The sequence below is a fragment of the Rhizobium sp. AN80A genome (assembly GCF_030053015.1).
Taxonomy (GTDB): domain Bacteria; phylum Pseudomonadota; class Alphaproteobacteria; order Rhizobiales; family Rhizobiaceae; genus Rhizobium; species Rhizobium metallidurans.
This window is the reverse complement of sequence record NZ_JASJPX010000002.1, coordinates 162,468-182,554: the sequence shown is the minus strand read 5'-3', so window position 1 is coordinate 182,554 and position 20,087 is coordinate 162,468. Positions and strand designations below refer to the sequence as shown.

Below are 20,087 nucleotides of genomic sequence, written 5' to 3'. Positions count from 1 at the left end.
GGTGCTAGTCGGCGGACGGACATCGACGAAAATTGGAATTACTCGCGAAAACTCAGGAACCCGCGACAACTGACACGTCAATCGCCCACCATCAGTTTGCAACGTCCCTGGAGTCGATGACCTGGGCGCCCGCGACGCTTTTACTGATCTCTGGAGTGCCGCCCGACATCGCTTGGCCGAAAAAATAGAGAACACCGCAGAGGAATACGACGAGGGCAATGACCGATACATTCACCGTGAAGGGAATGGTGGACGTCCCTGGGCTCTTGCTCATGGCGAAACTCCTTGTCGTTGGCTATGGATGAAACGGACACGAAAGGCCCGCTGTTCCCGATCCCGGACCTTGGTCCGACCGCTTTCCGACGGAGATACGGTTAACGGCCAGGCAATCGGCTCTAAAATCGGACGTTACCCAGGCTCAGGTCCCACGGTGAGCGGCGGCCATCATGGGGCCGTTGGTGGTGTCGGTCGCTGGACCGGCGATGATCCGGCGCCGAGCAAGGTCATCACTTATGTTGAGCCCGAGCATCGACCGCCCGCTCGGGTCAAGGAAAAGATAGTCGTCGCCCAAGCGCTGCCGGCGACCGTGAGGGGTGCTCCTACGCCTGGCGGCCAATCTCTCCCCAATGAGAGCAATCAACAACAAGCACACCGGAATGCAGAGGCATTGGACGGTGGTCCTTCAAAAGGCAACAGGCGCCGGGGTGAGCCGGCGCCCGCGATCATTCGGCTAGAGGCAATGCCTCCGCGCCGAATGCCACTACTGAATGACCTGGACTACTTTGCGGGTCCGCGGTTCGACGATGACGCGCTCCTGACCCATGATGACGTAACCATACTTCGGATTTTCGGGAACCGGCGTCACGACAACATCAGAGGGCAGCGCCACGCCGACCTTGACCCGCTCCTGAACCACCACCGGCTGTTCCGGCACCGGCGCCTGCTGTACGTAGGTAACGACTTCGGCCGGCGGAGGATCAATCGCGGCTCCAGCAACGCCACCGACGATCGCGCCGACACCGGCCCCAACGGGACCACCAACGATGGCACCCGTGGCGGCGCCGCCAACGGCTCCGGTGACCGCGCCATCGGCGTAGGCCGAAGCAGCGACGCAGCTCATTGCTGCCGCAAGAATAATGCGTTTCATTTCCATTCTCCTTCTCTCATTTGGTGCATGGAAAAGGCGATCGCGCGGTATTTGTTCCGCATGTCGGACTTAGGTCCGGGGGTGTCGTCGTAGGTACGCGGCACGCGGTCACCAGCGCACTTTGAGAGGCGCGAGAGCGCCGATCTGATCGATCAGAATTCCTCAGCGGTCGGACGCAGGACGATTTCGTTGGTATTGACGACATCACCCGTGCGATCGCCATGTCGTGGAGTGCCGAACGTCGTCTCCTGTGCTTATTGCCCTGCGGCGATGCTTGAGTCGCTTGCGATCGCGCCAAGCTTGATTGACGGCGCACCGCGCTGCGGACGTCAGCGAAGGCCTTCCGCGACCGCGCTCACTGCCGACGCAGTGACGGAATGGAGATTGCCGCAGGGTGGATGGGAATGCCAACCAACGAGTTTTGACTCACTTTCGCGAACGTCAAAAGTCTTTCGCTCGGGCTTTCGACCATCAGCCGTTGGTGCCATGCGCTCCACCGGTGTCGCCCCTAACCCCGATAATTGCCTGGGAAAATAATGTCCTGATCGACGAGCACATTGAACCGGTAACCGGGCCTGATCTTGATGGTCGGCTGGACGTTCAGATTTTTCGAGATTGTCTGCTCGGCGACAAGTCCAAACGTTTCGGCAAAGTTCCGACGCGCCGCGTCCGAGGCCGTGTCCCGCGTGGAAAGGGTCGAGCTCTCGGGGATCGACATGTCGATCCCCGTCCCGATCAGCGCGACCAGCGCGGCCGAACCGAAGGTCCTGACATAGTGGTTATCGACCTTGTCGTTGAAACCGCCATAGCCTTCAGCGTCGGTCCCGGCCATGCCGCCGATCTGAAGCGTCGAACCATTCGGGAAGATGATGTCGGTCCAGACGACGAGAACGCGGTTCTGCCCGAATGACACCTTGCTGTCGTATCGGCCAAGAAGCTTCGTGCCTTGAGGCACGAGTGTGTAGTGGCCAGTCGCGCTGTCATAAACGTTCTGGCTGATCTGGGCTGTAATGCGGCCTGGCAAGTCGGAATTGATGCCCGTGATTAGCGTGGCAGGTATCACCGATCCACGTTTGAGCTCGTAGGGTGATTGCTGTGGTACGACCTGATTGGGCAAATAGCCGAGATCCTTGATATCAGCGTTGAAGAAATCTTCCTTGGACGTTTGTCCGTTCTGATCGACCTGACCCGCCGCGCCCGCTCTCAACGCTGCGGCATAGAGATCTTGCGCGCCGCTCGACGCGGTGTTCGATTGACGTGCTCCAGCAGATTGAGCGACCGGCGATTGTGCCGAGACATCTGAGATGTCGACCTTCAGCGGCGAGTCGAGGGCCGCCCCCCTCGCCTGCAGGCTTGCCATGCGCTGACGCTGCTGTTCGCGGAAGATCTGTTCCCGCTGTTCGCGAAGCATCCTTGCATTCCACTCCTCGTCCGATTCCATGCGGGACCTACCGGGCTGCCGCGGCTCGGCCTTCGGTTCGACCTCTACTGGATGAGCGGCTTCCTGCTGCTGCGGAACAGGGGTTGGCTGAAACACTGGCTGCTGTTCCTCCCGGTCACCGATAATGCCATCTTTGACACCCCGCTTAAGCTGATCGGCGAAGGTCGAAGCCGGCGTGCCGGATCCGCCATCGTTTGGATCGCGCTGACCAAACCTCAGCCCACGCGAGGAAAGGCCGTAAACGAGAACGGCTAGGAACAGAACCAGGATCGCGATGCCAATGAACACGGGCACGCGGTTGAGGCGCTTCATCCCTTTGTCGCCAGCCGATTGATTTGACGTTCCCAGTTGCAGCGATTGGACCATGATCGTCTCCGCCTGTCAGTTTCGCTTCATGAGGGAAAGGGGGCTTGCCGGCGTCGCAACACCATTACTGACTGAATAGGCCCGGCCGAGCGACATGGTGTCCGTCGACAGACGCGCGAGCACCTGCCCGTCTACCGAAGCAATCGAGTAGGCAAGCTCTACCGGCTTGGTTGCATCTTTCGCGCTTGAATTTTTGTCATCGGTGACGATGGCAAAGCCCCAACCCTCCAAAGCAGCCTCGAGCGCGACGGAGTATTCAGACGTGTCCTTGTGCAGTTTGATGGGAGTGGTCGTCGATCCGGCTTGCTCGGCGAACCGACCCGCCATGTCGCCGGCGATAGCGCCTGCTGCGGGCCCGCTGACGTCAGGGGGTGCAGCATTTGTGGAGAGCCCGTTGGTTGCCGTCTGGCATCCAGTTAGGCCGAGCGCGAGGACAAGCGGAATGAGGCGATGGAGCTGCATGGTTCACCCTCCCCGCCGGATCGTGATCTTCTGCTGTTTCCAGCCGACCCCTGATATCAGGATCGCCTTGTCGATATTGTAGTCGACGATCATCATGTCGTTCTTCATCCGGTAATTGACGATACGGTTCTGGCCACCCGAGACGACGAACAGCACCGGGGCGTCCTGACCTGAGATTGCGCGGGGAAACTGAATGTAGGTCTTCTGCCCATCGGAATAGACCCGCTTGGGGCGCCATGGAGCGCTTCCGCTCAGGGCATAGGAGAAGGCCAGCTGTTCGGGGGCGACACCGCCCTCCGGTCCAGTCATGGCCTGGAGGCGGGCGTTGATGTCGGATAGTTTCGTGGCGGCATCCTCGGGATATTCGAACCCGACACGGGCCATGTATTGCATGGGATGTGACTTCAGCTGGATATGGTAGGTTCGGCGCGAAGTGGTCACCACCATGGACGTGACAAGCCCCGGCTCTGCAGGCTTGACAATCAGGTGGATGGCCTGACCACCGGCGGCGCCAGACGTTGCCGGTTCGACTTTCCACCGAACGGTATCGCCGACCAGCACGTCGCGGACGATTTCGCCGCCCTGCAGCTCAATATCGCAGACCTGAAGGGGTGAGCAGACGACAGACGGCTGCGTCTCACCGAAGAGGAAAATCACCTTACCATCAGGCCCTCGTGTCACCAGCCCGGCCTGCCCTCGCCATTTGCCGGAGAGGTTCGTCCCCTTTGCCTCGTTGCCCGTCAAGCTTTGCGCGATCGCGGTGGATGAGACTTCGGCCGATACGGCGAGCACCAGCATGCAGACAAGCGCCACGCGTTTACGTTTTTTCCTCATTGCTGATCCTGCCCTCAAAGTTGCGCGGTCCAGTCGAAATCGGTCACATAGACGCCGATCGGATTGAGCCGGATTGTTGCTTCGTCTTGTGGTGAGGTGATAGAGACGGTGGCGATCCCTCGGAAGCGCCGGGTCGCGACCTCCTTACCTTTCCGATCGCGTTCGTACTCGGTCCAGTCGATCTGATAGGTCTGGTTCGAAAGGGCGACGATGTTGTTCACTTCGATCGCCACTGTCGCGTTGACCGCCTTTTCGAACGGCGAGTTGCCGCGAAACCAGGCGTTGACCTTTTGCGTCGAAGCGTCACTCGTCCTCAGCAGCGCATAGGTGCGGTCGATATATTGCTTCTGGACAACCGCATCCGGCGTGATCGAACGGAAGCTGGTCACGAAATTGCCGAGCGTTGCTCGGACGACCCTGGTGTCGGCATATTCGATCTGCTGCGGGAAGCCGCCAGAAACCGTGTTCCCAAGTTTGTCGACCTCGACGATATAAGGAACGAGCTTGACCTGAGTGCTGAGATAAAGCGCGTAGCTGACGCCGATAACGGCCAATCCCAGGCTCGAGATGCCAACGGCCCGCCAGGCGGAGGCCGCCTTGACGTAGGAGCCATAACGTTCAGACCATTCCTGCCTTGCGGCAAGATACGGGTTCTCAGGTGCTGATTGCCCTGCCATGTGTGTGATCCTGTCCGTGAACTATGGTTTGTCCGGTCTTTCCGGAGGAGGTAGCGGAGCTGAAGGACTGCCCCTTGCCTGATCAAGTTTCGCGTTGGCCAAACCAAGAAGAGAGCCGGCATAGGCACCGGGCGACCCGATCGCCTTTTCCTTGGCAGCGGATCCGGCAGCCATGGCACCGGAGCTGAAACTCGCGCCCATGCCTCGAAGCACCGAACCTGCAGCCGATGAGCCACCGGCACGCGCTGCCTGCGCGGCGGCAAAACCAGCGCCAACCGCTCCGGCGCCAAGAAACGCGCCACCCGCTGCGAACGAGGCCGCCTGTCCGCCATGGCGGATTGACTCCATGCCGCCGGAGACGGAAGCTCCCTGCACGACGCCCTGAATGATGTTCGGGACATACATCGCGATGATGAAGACGACGACGGAAATACCCGCGATCGCAAGCGTCGTTATGAACTGGTCGCTTTCGGCTGTCGGCGCCTGTGCAAGGCCAAGCAAGACGTTCGATCCGATCTTGGCGATCATGACCAAAGCCATCAGCTTCATCCCGACACCAAAGGCGTAGACGAGGTATCGCACCGCGAAATCCTTGGTGAAGGACGAGCCGCCGAGCCCCAGCATGATCATGCCGGCCAGCAGACCGACATACATCTCGACCATAACCGAAACGAAGATTGCCGCAACGAGTGAGAAACAGACGACAACGATGCCCATCGCCAACGTCGCGGCGATAGCCAGGGCATTGTCTTCAAAAACACCAAACTTCGCCTGTTGCGACATCTGGGACGCAACGCGAATACCGGCGTCGAAAATGTCTGCTGGCGACGCTGAGCCTCCGCCGGAACCGATCTGAAACAGACTATCGACGACCGCTTTCGCGAATGTCGGACCCTGCGTAAGCACGAAGGCAAAGAAACCGATAAACATGATGCGCCGGACGAGCTCGGCAAACCAACTGTCCAGCGATGCTGCTTGGATCGCAAGCCACACGGCTGCAATCCCGACCTCGATGCCCGCGAGGATCCAGAACAGCGATTTCGCCGCATCCATGACGGTGGTTTCCCACCCCTTGGCGGCCGTCGAGACCTGGTTTTCCAACTCCGTCAGGACTTGACCGTGTTGAGCGAAGGCCGGCGCCGCCAGAGCGATGAAGGCGATACCGGTAGCCAGGATTGTGCTTCCGCCACCGCGCTTCACCATCTCGGTCAAATTTCCCGACCCTTTTCGATTGGTGACGGCGTCTCCTCCCAAGGCGAATGACGTCTCATGGGGCGCTTGCCGTTCGTCACTCACCGGCGGACTTGCGGCGCACTCTCCCCGCATCAAAACGACTGTGGTGATCGCGGCAATTACCGCGATCGCGTTGAATACGAAGGGGATCAATACGGGGCGGGTCACCAGCGGGGCTCCATTTTCTGTCCGGAAGGAATGGATTGGATGTCGGCATTGAAGAACTTCTCCCGACGCGCCTGTGCGAGGTCCTTGTCCGTCTGCTCGCTCTGTAGCCAGGTCCCCATCATCGTCGTCTGCTGGGAGACGATGCCGCGGAGCTTCTGCATCTGTGCCACCTGCTGAGCCGCGATCTGGTGGCCGACCTGCAACGCTTTCATCTGGCCATCTGCAGATTCCGACATCGATCGTAGCTGGCTCATCGTATCCTCTTCGCTATCAAACTGATCGGCGGTGAGGCTCGCGGCCTTGAGCGTGCTGGAAATCGTGTCGCGGTTCGTGTTCGACCATGTCTTATAGGTCGACGAAAAGCTCTCGGCGTTAAGCAGGTTCATCCTCAGGTCCGAATAGCTCTTGAAGCGCTGCTTTAGGAGATCATCCGCATTGCCCATGGAGAAGGCGATGCCCTGACCCTGATTGACAACATCGCGCAGCTGCTTCAGATCGCCTTCGACCTGGCCCCAGATGTGGTTCGGAAGCCGGGCAGTGTTTTGCAGCATGTTCTGGTAGATATTGAGCTGGTTCTGGATCTGCTCGGCAAGCTGGGTAATCTGCTTAATCTGATTGTTGATCTGCTCAGTCGACTGACCGACAAGATGGATGAGTTCACCATTGTTGAGCATCTGCGTCATCTCGGTCGCGCCGGTGACCGCGCCTCCTGCGTAGGAGAGGGTGGGCGTGGCCGACAGACCGGCGGCGACCAACCCGGTCACCAACGATTTGCCGAGTTTCAAGAACTGAATTGCTTCACTCATAGCGGTTGATACCCCTTTCGATGAGCCACTGACCCGGCCACTCGTGGCCATGGGTCGAAAAGAGCGTCCGGATGCGGGCTAGATCGGCCTTCCCGGAGGCGCCGACAAAGGAAAGCGTGACTGGGCCAAGCGCCATATCGAAAAGCCTGCGGCCGTCGGGCGACGTCACGTAGTATTCGCGTTTCGGGATGGCGTTCGCGACGATCTCAATCTGCCGCTCGTTGAAGCCGATCCGCTCGTAGAATTCGCGGGTACCGGTTTCCCGGGCGGCGCCATTCGGAAGGCAGATCTTGGTCGGGCAAGATTCCTTCAGCACGTCGATGATGCCCGAGCGCTCAGCATCGGAGATTGATTGCGTTGCGAGGATGACGGCGCAGTTCGCCTTGCGCAGCACCTTCAGCCACTCCCGGATCTTGTCGCGGAACACAGGATGGCCGAGCATCAGCCACGCCTCGTCCAGAACGATGAGGCTCGGCGAGCCGTCGAGCCGCCTCTCGATCCGTCGAAACAGATAGGTCAGGACGGGAACGAGATTGCGCTCGCCCATATTCATCAGCTGCTCGATCTCGAAGCACTGGAAGCGCCCGAGCGTCAGGCCATCCTCTTCCGCATCGAGGAGCTGACCCATCGGGCCGTCGACGGTGTAATGATGGAGGGCATCCTTGATCTCGCGCATCTGGACGCCACTAACGAAGTCAGAGATCGAGCGGCCAGGCGCCGATGCCATCAATCCAATCTGCCGCGAAATCGCGTTTCGATGGTCAGGCGCGATCGTCACGCCTTGAAGCGAAACAAGGGTCTCGATCCACTCTGAGGCCCAGGCCCGATCGCCCTCGGTCTCAAGGTCCGACAATGGGCAGAAGGCAAGACTGGCCCCCTCCCCGCTTTCGCCACCGATCTCATAGTGGTCGCCGCCAACGCCGAGCGTCAGCGGCAGCATCGAATTTCCCTTGTCGAAGGCGAAGACTTGCGCCCTCTCGTACCTGCGGAATTGCGCGGCGATCAGCGCGAGAAGGGTCGATTTGCCGGACCCGGTTGGGCCGAAAATCAACGTGTGCCCGACATCGTCGACATGCAGGTTCAATCGGAACGGGGTGGAGCCCGATGCGACCTGCATGAGCGATGGCGCATCGGGTGGGTAGAACGGGCATGGCGCGGACGGCTGACCTGACCAGACAGAGTTCAGCGGAACGAGATCCGCCAGATTGCGCGTGTTGATAAGAGGTTCGCGGATGTTGCAGTACCAGTTGCCGGGCAGGCTGCCGAGAAAGGCGTCGGTCGCATTCAACGTCTCGATGCGCGCTCCGAAACCTTCCGCCTGGATGAGGCGACGAACCGCCTCCGCCTTCTCTTGCAGCGCCGACCGGCTTTCGTCGAAGAGGATGATGACGGGAGTGTAGTAGCCGTAAGCCACCAACTGCGACGAGGCTTCGGCGATCGCATCCTCCGTCTCGGCAACCATGGCCATCGCATCCTGATCAATCGATCGGGATTGCGTCTGGAATAGTTGATCGAAAAATGGCCTGACCTTCTGCTGCCACTTCTTACGGGTACGCTCCAGGCGCTGCTTTGCCTCCTCCGCATCGAGGAAGATGAAACGCGACGACCAGCGATACGTCAGCGGCATCAGGTTCAAGCTGTTCAAGATCCCCGGCCAACTCTCGGCCGGAAGACCATCGATCGCGATCACGCCAAGAAACCGGCCCTCGACCCGCGGCGTCAGTCCATGTTCCAGCTCTGCCGTCGCCAACCAGTCTAGATACATGGGAATTTCTGGCAGCCTGACGGGATGGTTCTCGCCGGTGATGGCAAACCGAATGAACTGGAAGAGCTCGTCGTAGCGCGCGACGCGAGCACCATCCTGTTCGGGAACCTCTCGGGTCTGCATGCGCTGCACCGAGAGAACATTGCCGAGATATTGCTCAATCTCCCGGATCGAGCGGCGGAAAGTATCAAGGACAGTATCGGCATATTTTGCTGAGCGGCTTTCGTTGTCCGAGTAAATGTAGCGGGTCAGGCCCGATCGGCGCCGCTCCGGCGGCCGATAGGTCAAGACAAGCGCGTGCCGGCTTTCGAAATGCCCGCGTTCCTGTCCAAAATGCCGTCGGCGCTCGTCATCAATCAGCCGCGTGACAGCGTCCGGAAAGTAGCTTCGTTGAGCGGACGGGTACTCCGTCGTCGGCACGCGCACGGCCTCGACCTGGATCATCCAGCCTGTACCGAGCCGCGAGAGGATCGCGTTGATCTGACGGGAAAGCTCGTTGCGCTCTGTGTCGGTCGCGCTTTCGCTGTCAGGACCAGCGAAATACCAACCGGCCATCAGACTGCCGTCCTTCAGCAGAAGGATGCCGTTATCGACAAGACCCGCATAGGGAACGAGGTCCGCGAATGATGGACCTGTCGATCGAAATGTACGTAAAGCGACCATCGCGAGGTCCTCAGTAACGGCGCCAGAGCGCCGAGGTCGGAAGGTAATGCGCCCGATAGCGCATGTGGCGGGCGTAAACTTTACGCATCATGGGATCGGATTTCGCCATTATGCGGAGCGCGCCAACCACCACGATCCAGATCGCGACGCCGAACATGGCCGAATAGAGGGTCAGAACAACGAAGATGAGGATGACCGCCGCGAGCCCGGTCAGAAGCACAAGCTCTCGGTCCGCTCCCATCAAGAGGTTCGGCCGGGACAAGGCGCGATGGATCCGGTTACGATGAAGCCCGGCGCCAGTGTCAGCCATGACGCCCCTCCCCTCCCCCGACGCGATTTGTGCTTGGGACCGCGGTCTGGTCGGCGACGAAAGAGCCGCCGATCGAAGCACCGGTCGAGCCGAAGAGACCGACGATCGTCGTCGCGCCAAGCAGGATCCCCGCGACCAGCACCACATACACCAATCGCCGCGCGAAATCGTTGAGCTCTCCGCCGAAGATCAGCATACCGCCGGCGATCGCGACCGCGGCGAGCGCGATATAGCCGGCGACTGGTCCGGTGATGGACTGTTGGATTTGCTCCAGCGGCCCTTCCCAAGGAAGCGACCCGCCTGAGCTTGCGAAAGCGGGCGATGCCACAAACAAAACTGCCGCGAGGATACAAAGCCTTGATCTAAGCAGCATGACGGGTCTCATTTTCGCGAGCCTCGATGTGATAGTGCCCATCGCTGAAACCGGCGACGCTCAGAATTTCGCTGACCCGTCGCCCTGTCGGTGTTCGCTGGATGGCGATGATGAGATCAACCGCGTCACCGATGACCGCCTGCATCGGTTGCGGGCTTGCTTCCGCGGCCAGTTGCTCAAGGCGCCGCAGCGCCATGCGGGCCGAGTTTGCGTGCACGGTGGCGATGCCGCCTGGATGGCCGGTGTTCCAGGCTTTCAGAAGGGTCAGCGCCGCGCCATCGCGCACTTCGCCAACGATGATGCGGTCGGGACGAAGCCGCATCGTGCTCTTCAGGAGCCGCGACATGTCCACGGTCTCACTGGTATGCAGGCTAACGACGTTGTCGCCCGCGCAGCGGATCTCGGCGGTGTCTTCGAGAATGATCAGGCGATCTTTGGGTGAGCAGGCGACCGTCTCGGCGAGTATGGCGTTTGCAAGCGTTGTCTTTCCCGATCCGGTACCGCCCGCGACGACGATGTTCGCTCTCCGCGCGACCGCCTCGCGGATAATATCCGCTTGCCACGGGGTGATGTTGCGCGATCTTACGTACTCATCGAGGGTAACCAGACGCGATGCTCGTCTTCGGATCGAGAAAATCGGTGCCGTAACGACGGGAGGCAGCAATCCCTCGAAACGATGGCCTCCGATTGGCAATTCGCCGGAGATGATTGGCCTACTCGTACCGATCTCCACGCCGAGGACATGCGCCACGCAGCCAATCACCGTTTCGGCCGCCGAAACCACCATGTCGCCGAGTGTATTGATCGACCCGTCCTGACGCTCGATGAATAGCTTGCCGTCGGGGTTCAGCATGACCTCGATGACGTCGGGCTCGTCGATCACACGACAAAGGTCCGGGCCGAGGGCATGTTCGAGCTTGCTGATCAGGCGTAACATTGAATGACGGCTGCTGTCGGTCATGGAGGTAATCCCGTCGCAGGTTTCTAGTTGCGGGCTGTCCACCCATCCACCGCAATGAGGTCGTTCTGGATTGGCGGTGACTGGTTGGTAGCTCGCCAACGCCGCGAGCGTCTACTCGCAGATCTGTGGGTAGGCGGCGGCGAGCCTGGGATGTCATGTGAATGTATGTGGTCTCCGCCATCCGGCCGGAGAATATTCAGGGTGGCCTGTTCGATCTGAAGCAGACAGAAAAAGCCCGATCCGCAAGGCGAGGAACACATCGTGAGGAGATTGATGGGCATCAGTTGAGCGGGCAAGTCGCCGATCCCGCGGCTCGCGGGGGATTGAGCGCGTCGAGACATCGGCCATAGACATAAATCACGCCGCCGAGCTTGTTTGCCAATGCGGCGAGCAGACGATCGCACGAAGCAGGAGTTTGGCTGGCCCATTATTTTGTAGCCGCTTTGCAGAATGGAGCTGCTTCGGTCTCTCGACGGTGACTTCGCAGTGTGTGCACGGAAAGCGCCGAGATCGCGATAAAGGACTGAATTCTCGAGGAAATGTTGCTACTCGCTATGGAAAGCTGTGCAATCCATGGGTGGAGCAAGATTTCGTTAACTTTAAAAGGCTTGCAAGGGTCAGAGAATCGATGCACTCCTCAGATGCGTATTTTTCACGTTTTTCGGGCGTTTTCCGCATACGTGCCCTGATGGACGAAATGATGACCAAGACCACAAACAATGGCGACAGCCGCTCTTCACCACTCCGATCGAAGATCGCGAGTCATTCGGCGTCTCTTTCGGCCAAGCTTCAAGAGCACCAGTCGAATATCTTCACGCCGCATGCGCGCAAGACCATCCGGTCGTTTTCTCCGTCCGAAGCAGCAAAGCTGCTCGGAGTGGCCGAAGGTTACCTTCGCACAAGTGCGGTCGAATTGGAAAAGAAAGCGTCCGGCGGCTCGGAGCGCGACTTCAGTCCGGCGCTCGCCGGTGGCAGGCGCATGTACTCAGTACAGGACATCGCCGCCATGCGCGCCCATCTCGACAAGCCGGCCCGTTCGAACGGCCGTTACCTGCCGCATCGCCGCGAAGGTGAGGACCTGCAGGTCATCTCGGTAATGAATTTCAAGGGAGGCTCGGGAAAGACAACGACCGCGGCCCATCTCGCTCAGTATCTGGCACTACGCGGTTACCGCGTTCTTGCGATAGATCTCGACCCGCAGGCCAGTTTGTCAGCCCTGTTCGGCAATCAGCCGGAGCTCGACGTCGGTGAAAACGAAACCGTCTATGGCGCGATCCGCTACGACGAGGAACGCCGCCCTATCCAGGAAATCATTCGCGGAACCTATATTCCTGATCTTCATGTCATCCCAGGCAATCTGGAACTGATGGAGTTCGAACACGATACTCCGAAGGCCTTGCTGCAACGCAAACCCGACGATATCCTGTTTTTTGCCCGTCTACAGGCTGCAATCAAGGACGTCGAGGACGCCTATGACGTCGTTGTGATCGACTGCCCTCCGCAGTTGGGCTTTCTTACGCTGTCGGCACTCACGGCCGCGACGTCGGTACTGATCACCATCCATCCGCAGATGCTCGACGTCATGTCCATGAATCAATTCCTCGCCATGACAAGCGCGCTCTTGGATGAAATCGCCGAAGCTGGCGCCGAGGATCGCAACAACTGGATGCGTTATCTGATTACCCGGTTCGAGCCGACCGACGGCCCGCAGAACCAGATGGTTGCCTTCCTTCGCTCGATGTTCGGCGAAAACGTGTTGGTCAATCCGATGCTGAAGAGCACGGCCGTATCCGATGCAGGCATCACCAACCAGACACTATTCGAGGTGGAACGCGCCCAGTTCACCCGATCCACGTACGACCGGGCACTGGAATCGATGAACAACGTCAACGCCGAGATCGAATCATTGATCAGAGCGACATGGGGTAGATCATGAGCCGGAAAAACCTCCTCCCGATGCTTCACAATGAAGCCAAGGACGGGCAGCAAGCTGCTCCGCCGCCGCCGTCGCGACCACACCTCGACGCGCCGAGATCAAAGCCACTGGCCGCGATCAGCAAGTCGCTCGGCGACCTCAACGATCGCAGTCGCCGTGCGAACGAAATCGAGCGGAAGCTGGCTGAAGGCCAGGTTGTCATCGAGCTCGACGCTTCCACCATCGAACCTTCCTTCGTGCAGGATCGAATGGAGGGGGACCTTGATGGTCTCGTCGCATCCATACGAGAGCAAGGCCAACAGGTTCCAATCCTCGTTCGCCCTCATCCTGAACAATCGGGTCGCTATCAGGTCGCTTTCGGCCACCGACGTTTGCGGGCACTCACTGAGCTCGGCCTTCAGGTCAAGGCGATCGTTCGAGAACTGAGCGACGAACAGCTGGTCATTGCTCAGGGCCAGGAAAACAACGAGCGTGAGGACCTGACGTTCATCGAGAAAGCCCGATTCGCGGCGCGTCTCAAGGAACGATTCGCCCGTGACGTGATCACGGCGGCGATGTCTGTCGATAAGAGCGATCTGACGCGGATGTTCAACATCGTCGATGCGCTGCCAGCGGATCTGATCGACGCTATTGGTCGGGCACCCGGCGTCGGGCGCCGCAGCTGGATCGAATTGACCGAGCTCCTTGAGAAAGCGTCTTCACCGGAAGATGCAACACGCTATGCACAAACGCTCACGAGCCTGTCGTCGCAGGATCGCTTCAAAAGCGTGATTGCCCATCTGAAGCCGCGTCGAATCACACGCGGTGCTCCAGACGTGCTTTCAGGGCCTGACGGGCAACGGCTTGCTCAAGTCAAACAGAACAAGACCAAGGTGGAACTGACAATTGACAGGAAGGCAATGCCTGACTTTGCCGCCTTCGTATTGGAGCAGTTGCCCTCGATCTACGCCGAATACCGCACAAAACAGCAGCCAAAAAAGGAAGCGTAACCCGCAAAAGAAAAGAGCCCCCAAAACGTCGCCGTCCTGGAAGCCCCTATCTGTCTAAGCACCAGTAGAATCGCATTTCCGGGATTCATCGTCAAGAGTCTTTGGCATCGTTTTGATGAGCGAATTGCTTTTGCCTGAAGAAAGGTGAAGGACGATGCATACGGAAAGTGTGGCGACGCCGTTTGGGCGGCGGCCGATGACGCTTGCCTTGATCAGGCGGCAACAATCGGTTGCCGAGCTGAAGGCGGGTAAGACCTGTGACAAGTGGAAAGTTAAGCGGGACGCCTCTGCCGCCATGGAGCAGCTGGGCCTTCAATCGAACAGCCTCGCGGTGCTCGACGCTCTGTTGAGCTTTTATCCTGAAAATGAACTGCGCCAGGATGGCCAGTTGGTTGTCTATCCTTCCAACCTCCAGCTCTCCCTTAGAGCCAATGGCATGCCCGGTTCGACGTTGCGACGTCACCTTGCCCTCTTGGTCGAGGCGGGTTTGATCGTGCGCAAGGACAGTGCCAACGGCAAGCGGTATGCACGCAAGGACGGTGCCGGCGACGTTGAACGCGCCTTTGGCTTTGATCTCGCACCCCTTCTTGCACGAGCGGAAGAACTTGCCGCCATGGCCCAGGAGGTGATCGCGGCACGCACCACATTGCGTAAAGCGAAAGAAGACCTCACGATCTGCAGACGCGATGTTCGAAAGCTGATTACCGCCGCCATCGAGGAAGATGTCGAGGGCGGTGATTGGTATGCCATGGAAGCAGCCTATGCAGCCATAATTGGACGTCTGCCGCGCGTTGCATCGCTCAAAGACGTTACCAGCGCCCTGGAGGAAATGCTCGCCTTGCGGACAGAGATCCTCAATCGATTGGAAAAGCTCGATAAATCGGTTTTTTCGGGCACCAATGATGCTCATATTGAGCAGCACATACATAATTCGAATCCCGAATCTCCTAATGAATTTGAACAAAGCTCTGGAAAGCAGCTGGAAGCGAAATCGGTGGAAGATACTCGTGCGAAGAAACAATCACGTGAACCTCTCAAGGTTTTCGCGCTGGGTACCGTGCTGAGAGCATGCCCGCAGATTGTCGACTACGGGCCTGGCGGGAGCATCACGTCGTGGCGTGACTTCATGTCCGCCGGCGTGGTCGTCCGATCGATGTTGGGGATCACGCCTTCAGCATATCAACAAGCTTGTGATGTCATGGGGCAAGAAAACGCAGCGGTGTCAGTCGCTTGCATGCTCGAGCGAGCCAACATGATCAATTCGCCTGGTGGATACCTGAGAAATTTGACCGGCCGAGCACAGAGAGGTGCGTTTTCTCTTGGTCCAATGCTCATGGCTCTCTTGAAGGCGAATGCCGATCCCGAGCGGAGGGTTTGAGTTCGAGCGAAGAGGCCTTACGACAGCAAGACACATGGTCGCGGAGATTGATAGCCCGGCAGGCCCTGGAATTTATCTAGTTCACGTTTGAGTGGGACGCATAGTCCTTTACTCCATGGTACGTGTGGAGGCGCTGCGCGGTCTTGTAGGAAGAATCCCTCCGGAAAGATCAAGGCGGTTGAAGCCTCTGATAGCTGTTGTCATTGCGGTGAGCAGGAATGGGAAGCGGTCATTGGCGGCAAACATTACGGAGGATGAAAGAGATCAAGGTGGCGCATGCCTAGGGTATGCTTTCGCAAGGGAGGAGCTCCGCGTGCCGCATATGGTTCGAAATGCGCCCTTGGAAGAGCCTGGTGACACTCATCAGACTTTTTTGGAGGTCGCTGTCGAGCGGGGATACGAGCGTCGGAGTTTCATTGGTCGCGCCCCAGGTCGTCCACGCGGGATCATCATGTCACATGATCGGCAAAACCTGCGACCTACTGCGGGGCTGTGATCTTCCGGCTCAAAATTCCCTCCTGATGAGTTGGCTGTGACTAAGCATATGGAAGGATGATATAATTTTTCGTATCGAGGGAGAGGAAGGTCAGCGACGGAGCCCGCAGTCGTGGTGGTCTGAACGACATCGTCCTTGTAACAACTTGCATGACTTAGCCAGCGAATGGTCTTGGCACCAAGGTTGCAATGGTTTGATCAATGCTTTGGGCGGGACGGGCTCCGGGACAGCTTCGCTTCACATTACCGCAAAACAACATAACGATTTTGAAGCGGCTTTTGGGATCGCGCGTGTGGCCCTTTTATAGGTTGGGAGGCAAAGGCTGACCGGAGCGGGCCTGTCTGGCATCGGGTACGAGGTTTTGCGTAGCGACCGAGCTCCAGGGAGACCTGCGTTTTGCGCTCAATCGGATTCAATCTCGGGCAGCTTTTGGTGAGATCGATCATTTTTCGAGGCGGGAGGGATCATAGTTCGGGCTGAGGCATTCTCGGATGATCCTGATCACGATCGAGGTCTTTCAGCCGCTCGGAGAAACTTATTCACATGGTGAAGCCGACGTCTCGCAAGTGCCTTCGCTCGACTTGGCCCCCGGACTAGTGAGAAGAGAGCGCGCGTCGATCGCGATGCTTCCGTGGCGGCTTGCGAGCGTGTGTGGAAAGGGATCGTGGAGTGATGTGACATGACGGCGACGTACCCCCGAGGTGGTACGGTTGTGCATGACGGGGAGTCGCGAGACTAGGCTTCTTCTCAATGCTTCCAGGACTTTAGGAGCTCTTTTGCCTGGCTCGCTTGCAAAGCGGCGATTGGGATCATCTGCCGATTTCGAAGCCGGGATCGGATAGAGGAGCCGCCATTGCGGGATGATCGTCGTGAAATCCTTCAAATGGCAATGACGTCTGACGAGCGAGCAAACGAAAATTACCTGCGGCTCAATCGGGCTGCGATCAGCGCAGTAGCCGCAACTTCGCTGGAAATGTGCTGCGCGTTGCCTTTTATGATTCATCTGCGGTAGGGATCGACGCATCGAGTTTACGTCCGGCAAGACGTTAAATCGCAATCGGGCGGTCGCGTTATTTAGGAGGCAGCCTAGCAAGTCCGGGAAGAGTCTATCGGAGTGAGTTGCTTACGCGCATGGAGCGTCAATGCTTGTTCCCCATTCTCAGGGAATGTTCCCGGGCGCGGGATGGCGGGACAGCGATACGCAGCCCGGCAATATGTCCGCTGCAGGATCACGCCTCTCCCCTCAGCCAACAACAAGCGCCGTACGGCGCAACTAGAGTTGTTTCTTCCGTGTCTTGGAGACGAGAGTTCCTCGCGCTGCCGTCACGGAGTTTTGAGAATCTCAATCCTGCTGAAATGGCGTTCGAACAAGCTGGAGTTCAGAGGGCGCCCCTCCCCTCTCGCCTTCTCCTCTTACTGCAATCGGCATAACCGAGTGGCCTGTGATTGTGCCCAGCTACGCGCGAGGTCGTCGGTATCGGCTAAGCCAGACAGAAGGCCCCCAAAACCATCATCGATCTTGAGGTGGGCGTCGGTGATTCTGCAAGTTGACGGCTCCAGGGTCACGTCAACGCTTACTTTTCCCTCCACGGCATCGACCTGGAACAACGAACTGCCGTCGGCCTCGCATGTCAGATAGGCCTGCGCCCGCTTGGTTGTCAGCCCGCCCAACTGCGGGCAGACCTCAGCAGACGCCACCTCGAAACTCCTCGTCTTGTTAGGTCCGACCGGCAGCTGTTCGCAGAGCCGGACATTGGAGATCGCGCGTGCAATAGCTGGCCAGTTTTCGTTTTGGATAATCGACACGCAGTTCGCTGAGACCGGGGAGTACCCCAGCCCAATAAGTCCAGCCGCAGCCCAGATGATTGTGCTTCTCGCCCGTCCCACTTCCATGATCATCTCCCGTAAGCCTCCGCCGTGAGGCTCAATAGAAACGTCATTCCCGGATTTTTGATGACGACGTCGAAGTTCAGCCCACCGGAATGGGTCGCTGAGAGGATCGAGTGACCTCAGACAAACATCCAGTTACCGCGTTCCCCGTAGCGGACCGCTTTTTTGGCGGGTGAGTTAAAGCCATCCACGCGACGCATATGCGCGCAGCCGCGTTCGACTTGCCGCAGCGACGAATGCTCTCCGTGGGTGGCTGGCGATGGGAGGTGTTCGATCGCTCGCTGGTTTTAGCGACGTCACCGGTTCCACTGATCGCTGATCGGTGATCGCTGTTTGCTGCGTGGCCAGGTCTTCGCCCCCCTCCCCTCGCCGCTCGCTTGTTAGAGCGCGCATTTGACTGGAACGCCGACCAGCCTTTATCGACGTGCCGGTTGAACTCACGCGAGCCTTTACACGATTCGTCGCCTTGAATGTGGTAGGAGGCGAGTGGTTGATCAGTCGTTGGTTGGGCGCCCTACGCCGACATCAATGACCGCTTGGCGGCCGGCGCACAGGGAGTGGGGTGGCCGATTTTGCGATCGGTTTCAGAAAATGTCGTTAATTCAACGAGTTGAGGTCGTGGGCGCGGCCCACGGAGGCGGGCTAGAATCTTATCATCATTTTACTGTTTCAGATTATGCAGCGAATTCAGAGTGTTATGACCGTGGGCCACGGCCCACGTCGGTTATTGCCAGCTTCACTCTCGTAGTGCCGGGAAATGTCGCGGCATGAGCAACGCCTGGTCGGACCAACAAACTATTACCTGCATGACCGCGTTGCTTCTCTCCTTGCCGTTTTGTGGCAGACGCTCTCAGCTTCTAGATCCTTGCAAGAAGTATATGGGGACACCTGTAAACGGCCGGACAGGTGCGGGGAATTTCGGCGGACGTCAGGACTGCTCCCTCCGCGCGCAGAGGTGGCGGAGGATGTTTAATGATCTGCGTGCTCAAGGGGCCCTCCCTAGCAAAGGACGTGCTTCTGGCTGTGGCCACCGCCCCAGTTTTGCAAGGCACCTGACGCCTGCGTCCTGCTCCGCCGCAGGTGGTCATTGGAGACCAGCCGCTGCACTGAGGGGCCGCCTGTCCAAGTCTCTGCCGATCACGCCTTGAGTATCCGTGTTGGTCAAGGTAGGGATGGGAGCCATTTTCTGCCTTTGCTGAGCAGTGCATTGGCGAGGACGATGAGTTTTCGCATGATTGCTGTGATGGCAACCTTTGGTGCTTTTCCTGCAGCTTTTAGCTGATCGTATTTTGCCTTTAGATCGGGATTGTAGCGCATGGCGACGAGTGCCGGCATGTATAGCGCGTGGCGGACATTGGCGCGTCCCCCACGGATGAACGCGCGACCGGTCCATGTCCCAGACTGCCTTGCGACGGGTGCGAGACCCGCCAGAGAAGCTGCCTGCCCTTGCTCGAGAGTGCCGAGTTCGGGCATGTCGATCAGGAGCGCGAAGGCGGTAACTGTCGACACGCCCGGAATCGAGACAAGGATATCGAAACGACCTGCGAGGTCTGGATCATGCTTGATGATCAGCATGATCTCCCTTCGATCGCGATGATCTGACGCTCGATCTGCCTAAGTTGCTCAGCGTTGTGACGCTTGAATAGCCAAGGTCAGGTTCTTTGCCCTGTTCCTGGCGGCAGTGCGGTTCTTGATCAACGCTTCTCGGGCCATATGCAAATCCTTGAGATCGTTGAGGAGCGGGCCTCGTACCGACCGTACTTCGAGTTCCAAGATTGCTCCCATGCGTGCGAGCATGGCGGCATCTGCCCGATCCGTCTTGGCCAGCTTGCCTGTGGCTTCGGCAAAACGCCGTGCTTGCCGCGGATTGACCTTGACCAGTGCCGCGCCCGCCCTGTCGACCCGGCGTTCGAACGCCCGGTGATAGAGACCTGTCGGTTCGTAGACGACACGAATGTCATGGGCGGGACCGGCTTGACCGAGCCAGTCGATGAAGGCGCTGTGACCGGCAGTCATTGGCAAAGCGGCGGGCTGCGCCGTCGCTCATCCGGTGCGCGTCGAGGTGGTCTTTCGAGATATCGACACCAATGGTATCTTTAATCATCTTTCGCTTGTCCTCTGCTTGTCATCCGGAGCCGAACTCCGGGTATCCGTTCAGGACCAAAGAGAAAGACGAGGGCGATCACACTCTA

General features: G+C 58.7%; 16 protein-coding genes and 1 pseudogene. 3 read left to right on the top strand and 14 right to left on the bottom strand.

Annotation, left to right across the window (positions count from 1 at the left end; all coding sequences use genetic code 11):
* Window positions 1-91 precede the first annotated feature (91 nt).
* From P3R82_RS07185 to trbB, 12 genes are all read right to left on the bottom strand, one after another.
* Window positions 92-274 carry a hypothetical protein gene (locus P3R82_RS07185; RefSeq protein WP_112949661.1) on the bottom strand — a complete coding sequence of 61 codons (183 nt, stop codon included), beginning with the start codon at window positions 272-274 and terminating at the stop codon, window positions 92-94.
* A gap of 486 nt (window positions 275-760) precedes the next feature.
* Complete coding sequence (locus P3R82_RS07180; RefSeq protein WP_112435707.1) at window positions 761-1,147, bottom strand: DUF1236 domain-containing protein; 387 nt, start codon at window positions 1,145-1,147, stop codon at window positions 761-763.
* Window positions 1,148-1,655: 508 nt separating this feature from the next.
* The gene (trbI, locus tag P3R82_RS07175) at window positions 1,656-2,954 is read right to left on the bottom strand and encodes an IncP-type conjugal transfer protein TrbI (protein ID WP_112949659.1); all 1,299 of its coding nucleotides are present in this window, start codon (window positions 2,952-2,954) and stop codon (window positions 1,656-1,658) included.
* 15 nt (window positions 2,955-2,969) lie between these two features.
* Window positions 2,970-3,416, bottom strand: a complete 447-nt coding sequence (trbH, locus tag P3R82_RS07170; protein ID WP_283193599.1) for a conjugal transfer protein TrbH — start codon at window positions 3,414-3,416, stop codon at window positions 2,970-2,972.
* Window positions 3,417-3,419: 3 nt separating this feature from the next.
* A complete protein-coding gene (gene trbG / locus P3R82_RS07165; protein WP_283193598.1) occupies window positions 3,420-4,250 on the bottom strand; it encodes a P-type conjugative transfer protein TrbG in 831 nt (276 codons plus the stop codon).
* 14 nt (window positions 4,251-4,264) lie between these two features.
* Entirely contained in the window at window positions 4,265-4,927 is a 663-nt protein-coding gene (locus tag P3R82_RS07160; protein WP_112435709.1) for a conjugal transfer protein TrbF, read from the bottom strand.
* 21 nt (window positions 4,928-4,948) lie between these two features.
* Window positions 4,949-6,130, bottom strand: coding sequence for a P-type conjugative transfer protein TrbL (trbL, locus tag P3R82_RS07155; protein ID WP_283193597.1), 1,182 nt, complete (start codon window positions 6,128-6,130; stop codon window positions 4,949-4,951).
* 194 nt (window positions 6,131-6,324) lie between these two features.
* Window positions 6,325-7,134, bottom strand: a complete 810-nt coding sequence (trbJ, locus tag P3R82_RS07150; protein ID WP_283193907.1) for a P-type conjugative transfer protein TrbJ — start codon at window positions 7,132-7,134, stop codon at window positions 6,325-6,327.
* Entirely contained in the window at window positions 7,127-9,562 is a 2,436-nt protein-coding gene (locus P3R82_RS07145) for a conjugal transfer protein TrbE (protein ID WP_283193596.1), read from the bottom strand. The genes trbJ and P3R82_RS07145 overlap by 8 nt, the downstream gene beginning before the upstream one ends.
* Before the next feature lie 10 nt (window positions 9,563-9,572).
* Window positions 9,573-9,872, bottom strand: coding sequence for a conjugal transfer protein TrbD (locus tag P3R82_RS07140; RefSeq protein ID WP_283193595.1), 300 nt, complete (start codon window positions 9,870-9,872; stop codon window positions 9,573-9,575).
* Window positions 9,865-10,245: a TrbC/VirB2 family protein gene (locus tag P3R82_RS07135; RefSeq protein ID WP_283193594.1), complete on the bottom strand. Its 381-nt coding sequence runs from the start codon at window positions 10,243-10,245 to the stop codon at window positions 9,865-9,867. The genes P3R82_RS07140 and P3R82_RS07135 overlap by 8 nt, the downstream gene beginning before the upstream one ends.
* Window positions 10,235-11,206: a P-type conjugative transfer ATPase TrbB gene (gene trbB / locus P3R82_RS07130; RefSeq protein ID WP_111564287.1), complete on the bottom strand. Its 972-nt coding sequence runs from the start codon at window positions 11,204-11,206 to the stop codon at window positions 10,235-10,237. The genes P3R82_RS07135 and trbB overlap by 11 nt, the downstream gene beginning before the upstream one ends.
* A 700-nt stretch (window positions 11,207-11,906) precedes the next feature.
* Between trbB and repA the strand changes: the two genes are divergently transcribed.
* The 3 genes from repA (at window position 11,907) to repC (ending at window position 15,509) form a co-directional block, all read left to right on the top strand.
* Window positions 11,907-13,142 carry a plasmid partitioning protein RepA gene (gene repA / locus P3R82_RS07125; RefSeq protein ID WP_111564343.1) on the top strand — a complete coding sequence of 412 codons (1,236 nt, stop codon included), beginning with the start codon at window positions 11,907-11,909 and terminating at the stop codon, window positions 13,140-13,142.
* On the top strand, window positions 13,139-14,131 hold the full coding sequence (gene repB / locus P3R82_RS07120) for a plasmid partitioning protein RepB (protein ID WP_111564288.1): 993 nt from the start codon (window positions 13,139-13,141) through the stop codon (window positions 14,129-14,131). Before repA ends, repB begins: the two co-directional genes overlap by 4 nt.
* A 154-nt stretch (window positions 14,132-14,285) precedes the next feature.
* Entirely contained in the window at window positions 14,286-15,509 is a 1,224-nt protein-coding gene (repC, locus tag P3R82_RS07115; RefSeq protein ID WP_283193593.1) for a plasmid replication protein RepC, read from the top strand.
* A 1,909-nt stretch (window positions 15,510-17,418) separates the two neighbouring features.
* Here the strand turns inward: repC and P3R82_RS07110 are convergent.
* Together P3R82_RS07110 and P3R82_RS07105 are read right to left on the bottom strand one after the other, a co-directional pair.
* Window positions 17,419-17,904: a hypothetical protein gene (locus P3R82_RS07110; protein ID WP_283193592.1), complete on the bottom strand. Its 486-nt coding sequence runs from the start codon at window positions 17,902-17,904 to the stop codon at window positions 17,419-17,421.
* Between the two features lie 1,152 nt (window positions 17,905-19,056).
* Window positions 19,057-19,999 (bottom strand): annotated as a pseudogene (locus P3R82_RS07105) (IS110 family transposase).
* Window positions 20,000-20,087: the final 88 nt, after the last annotated feature.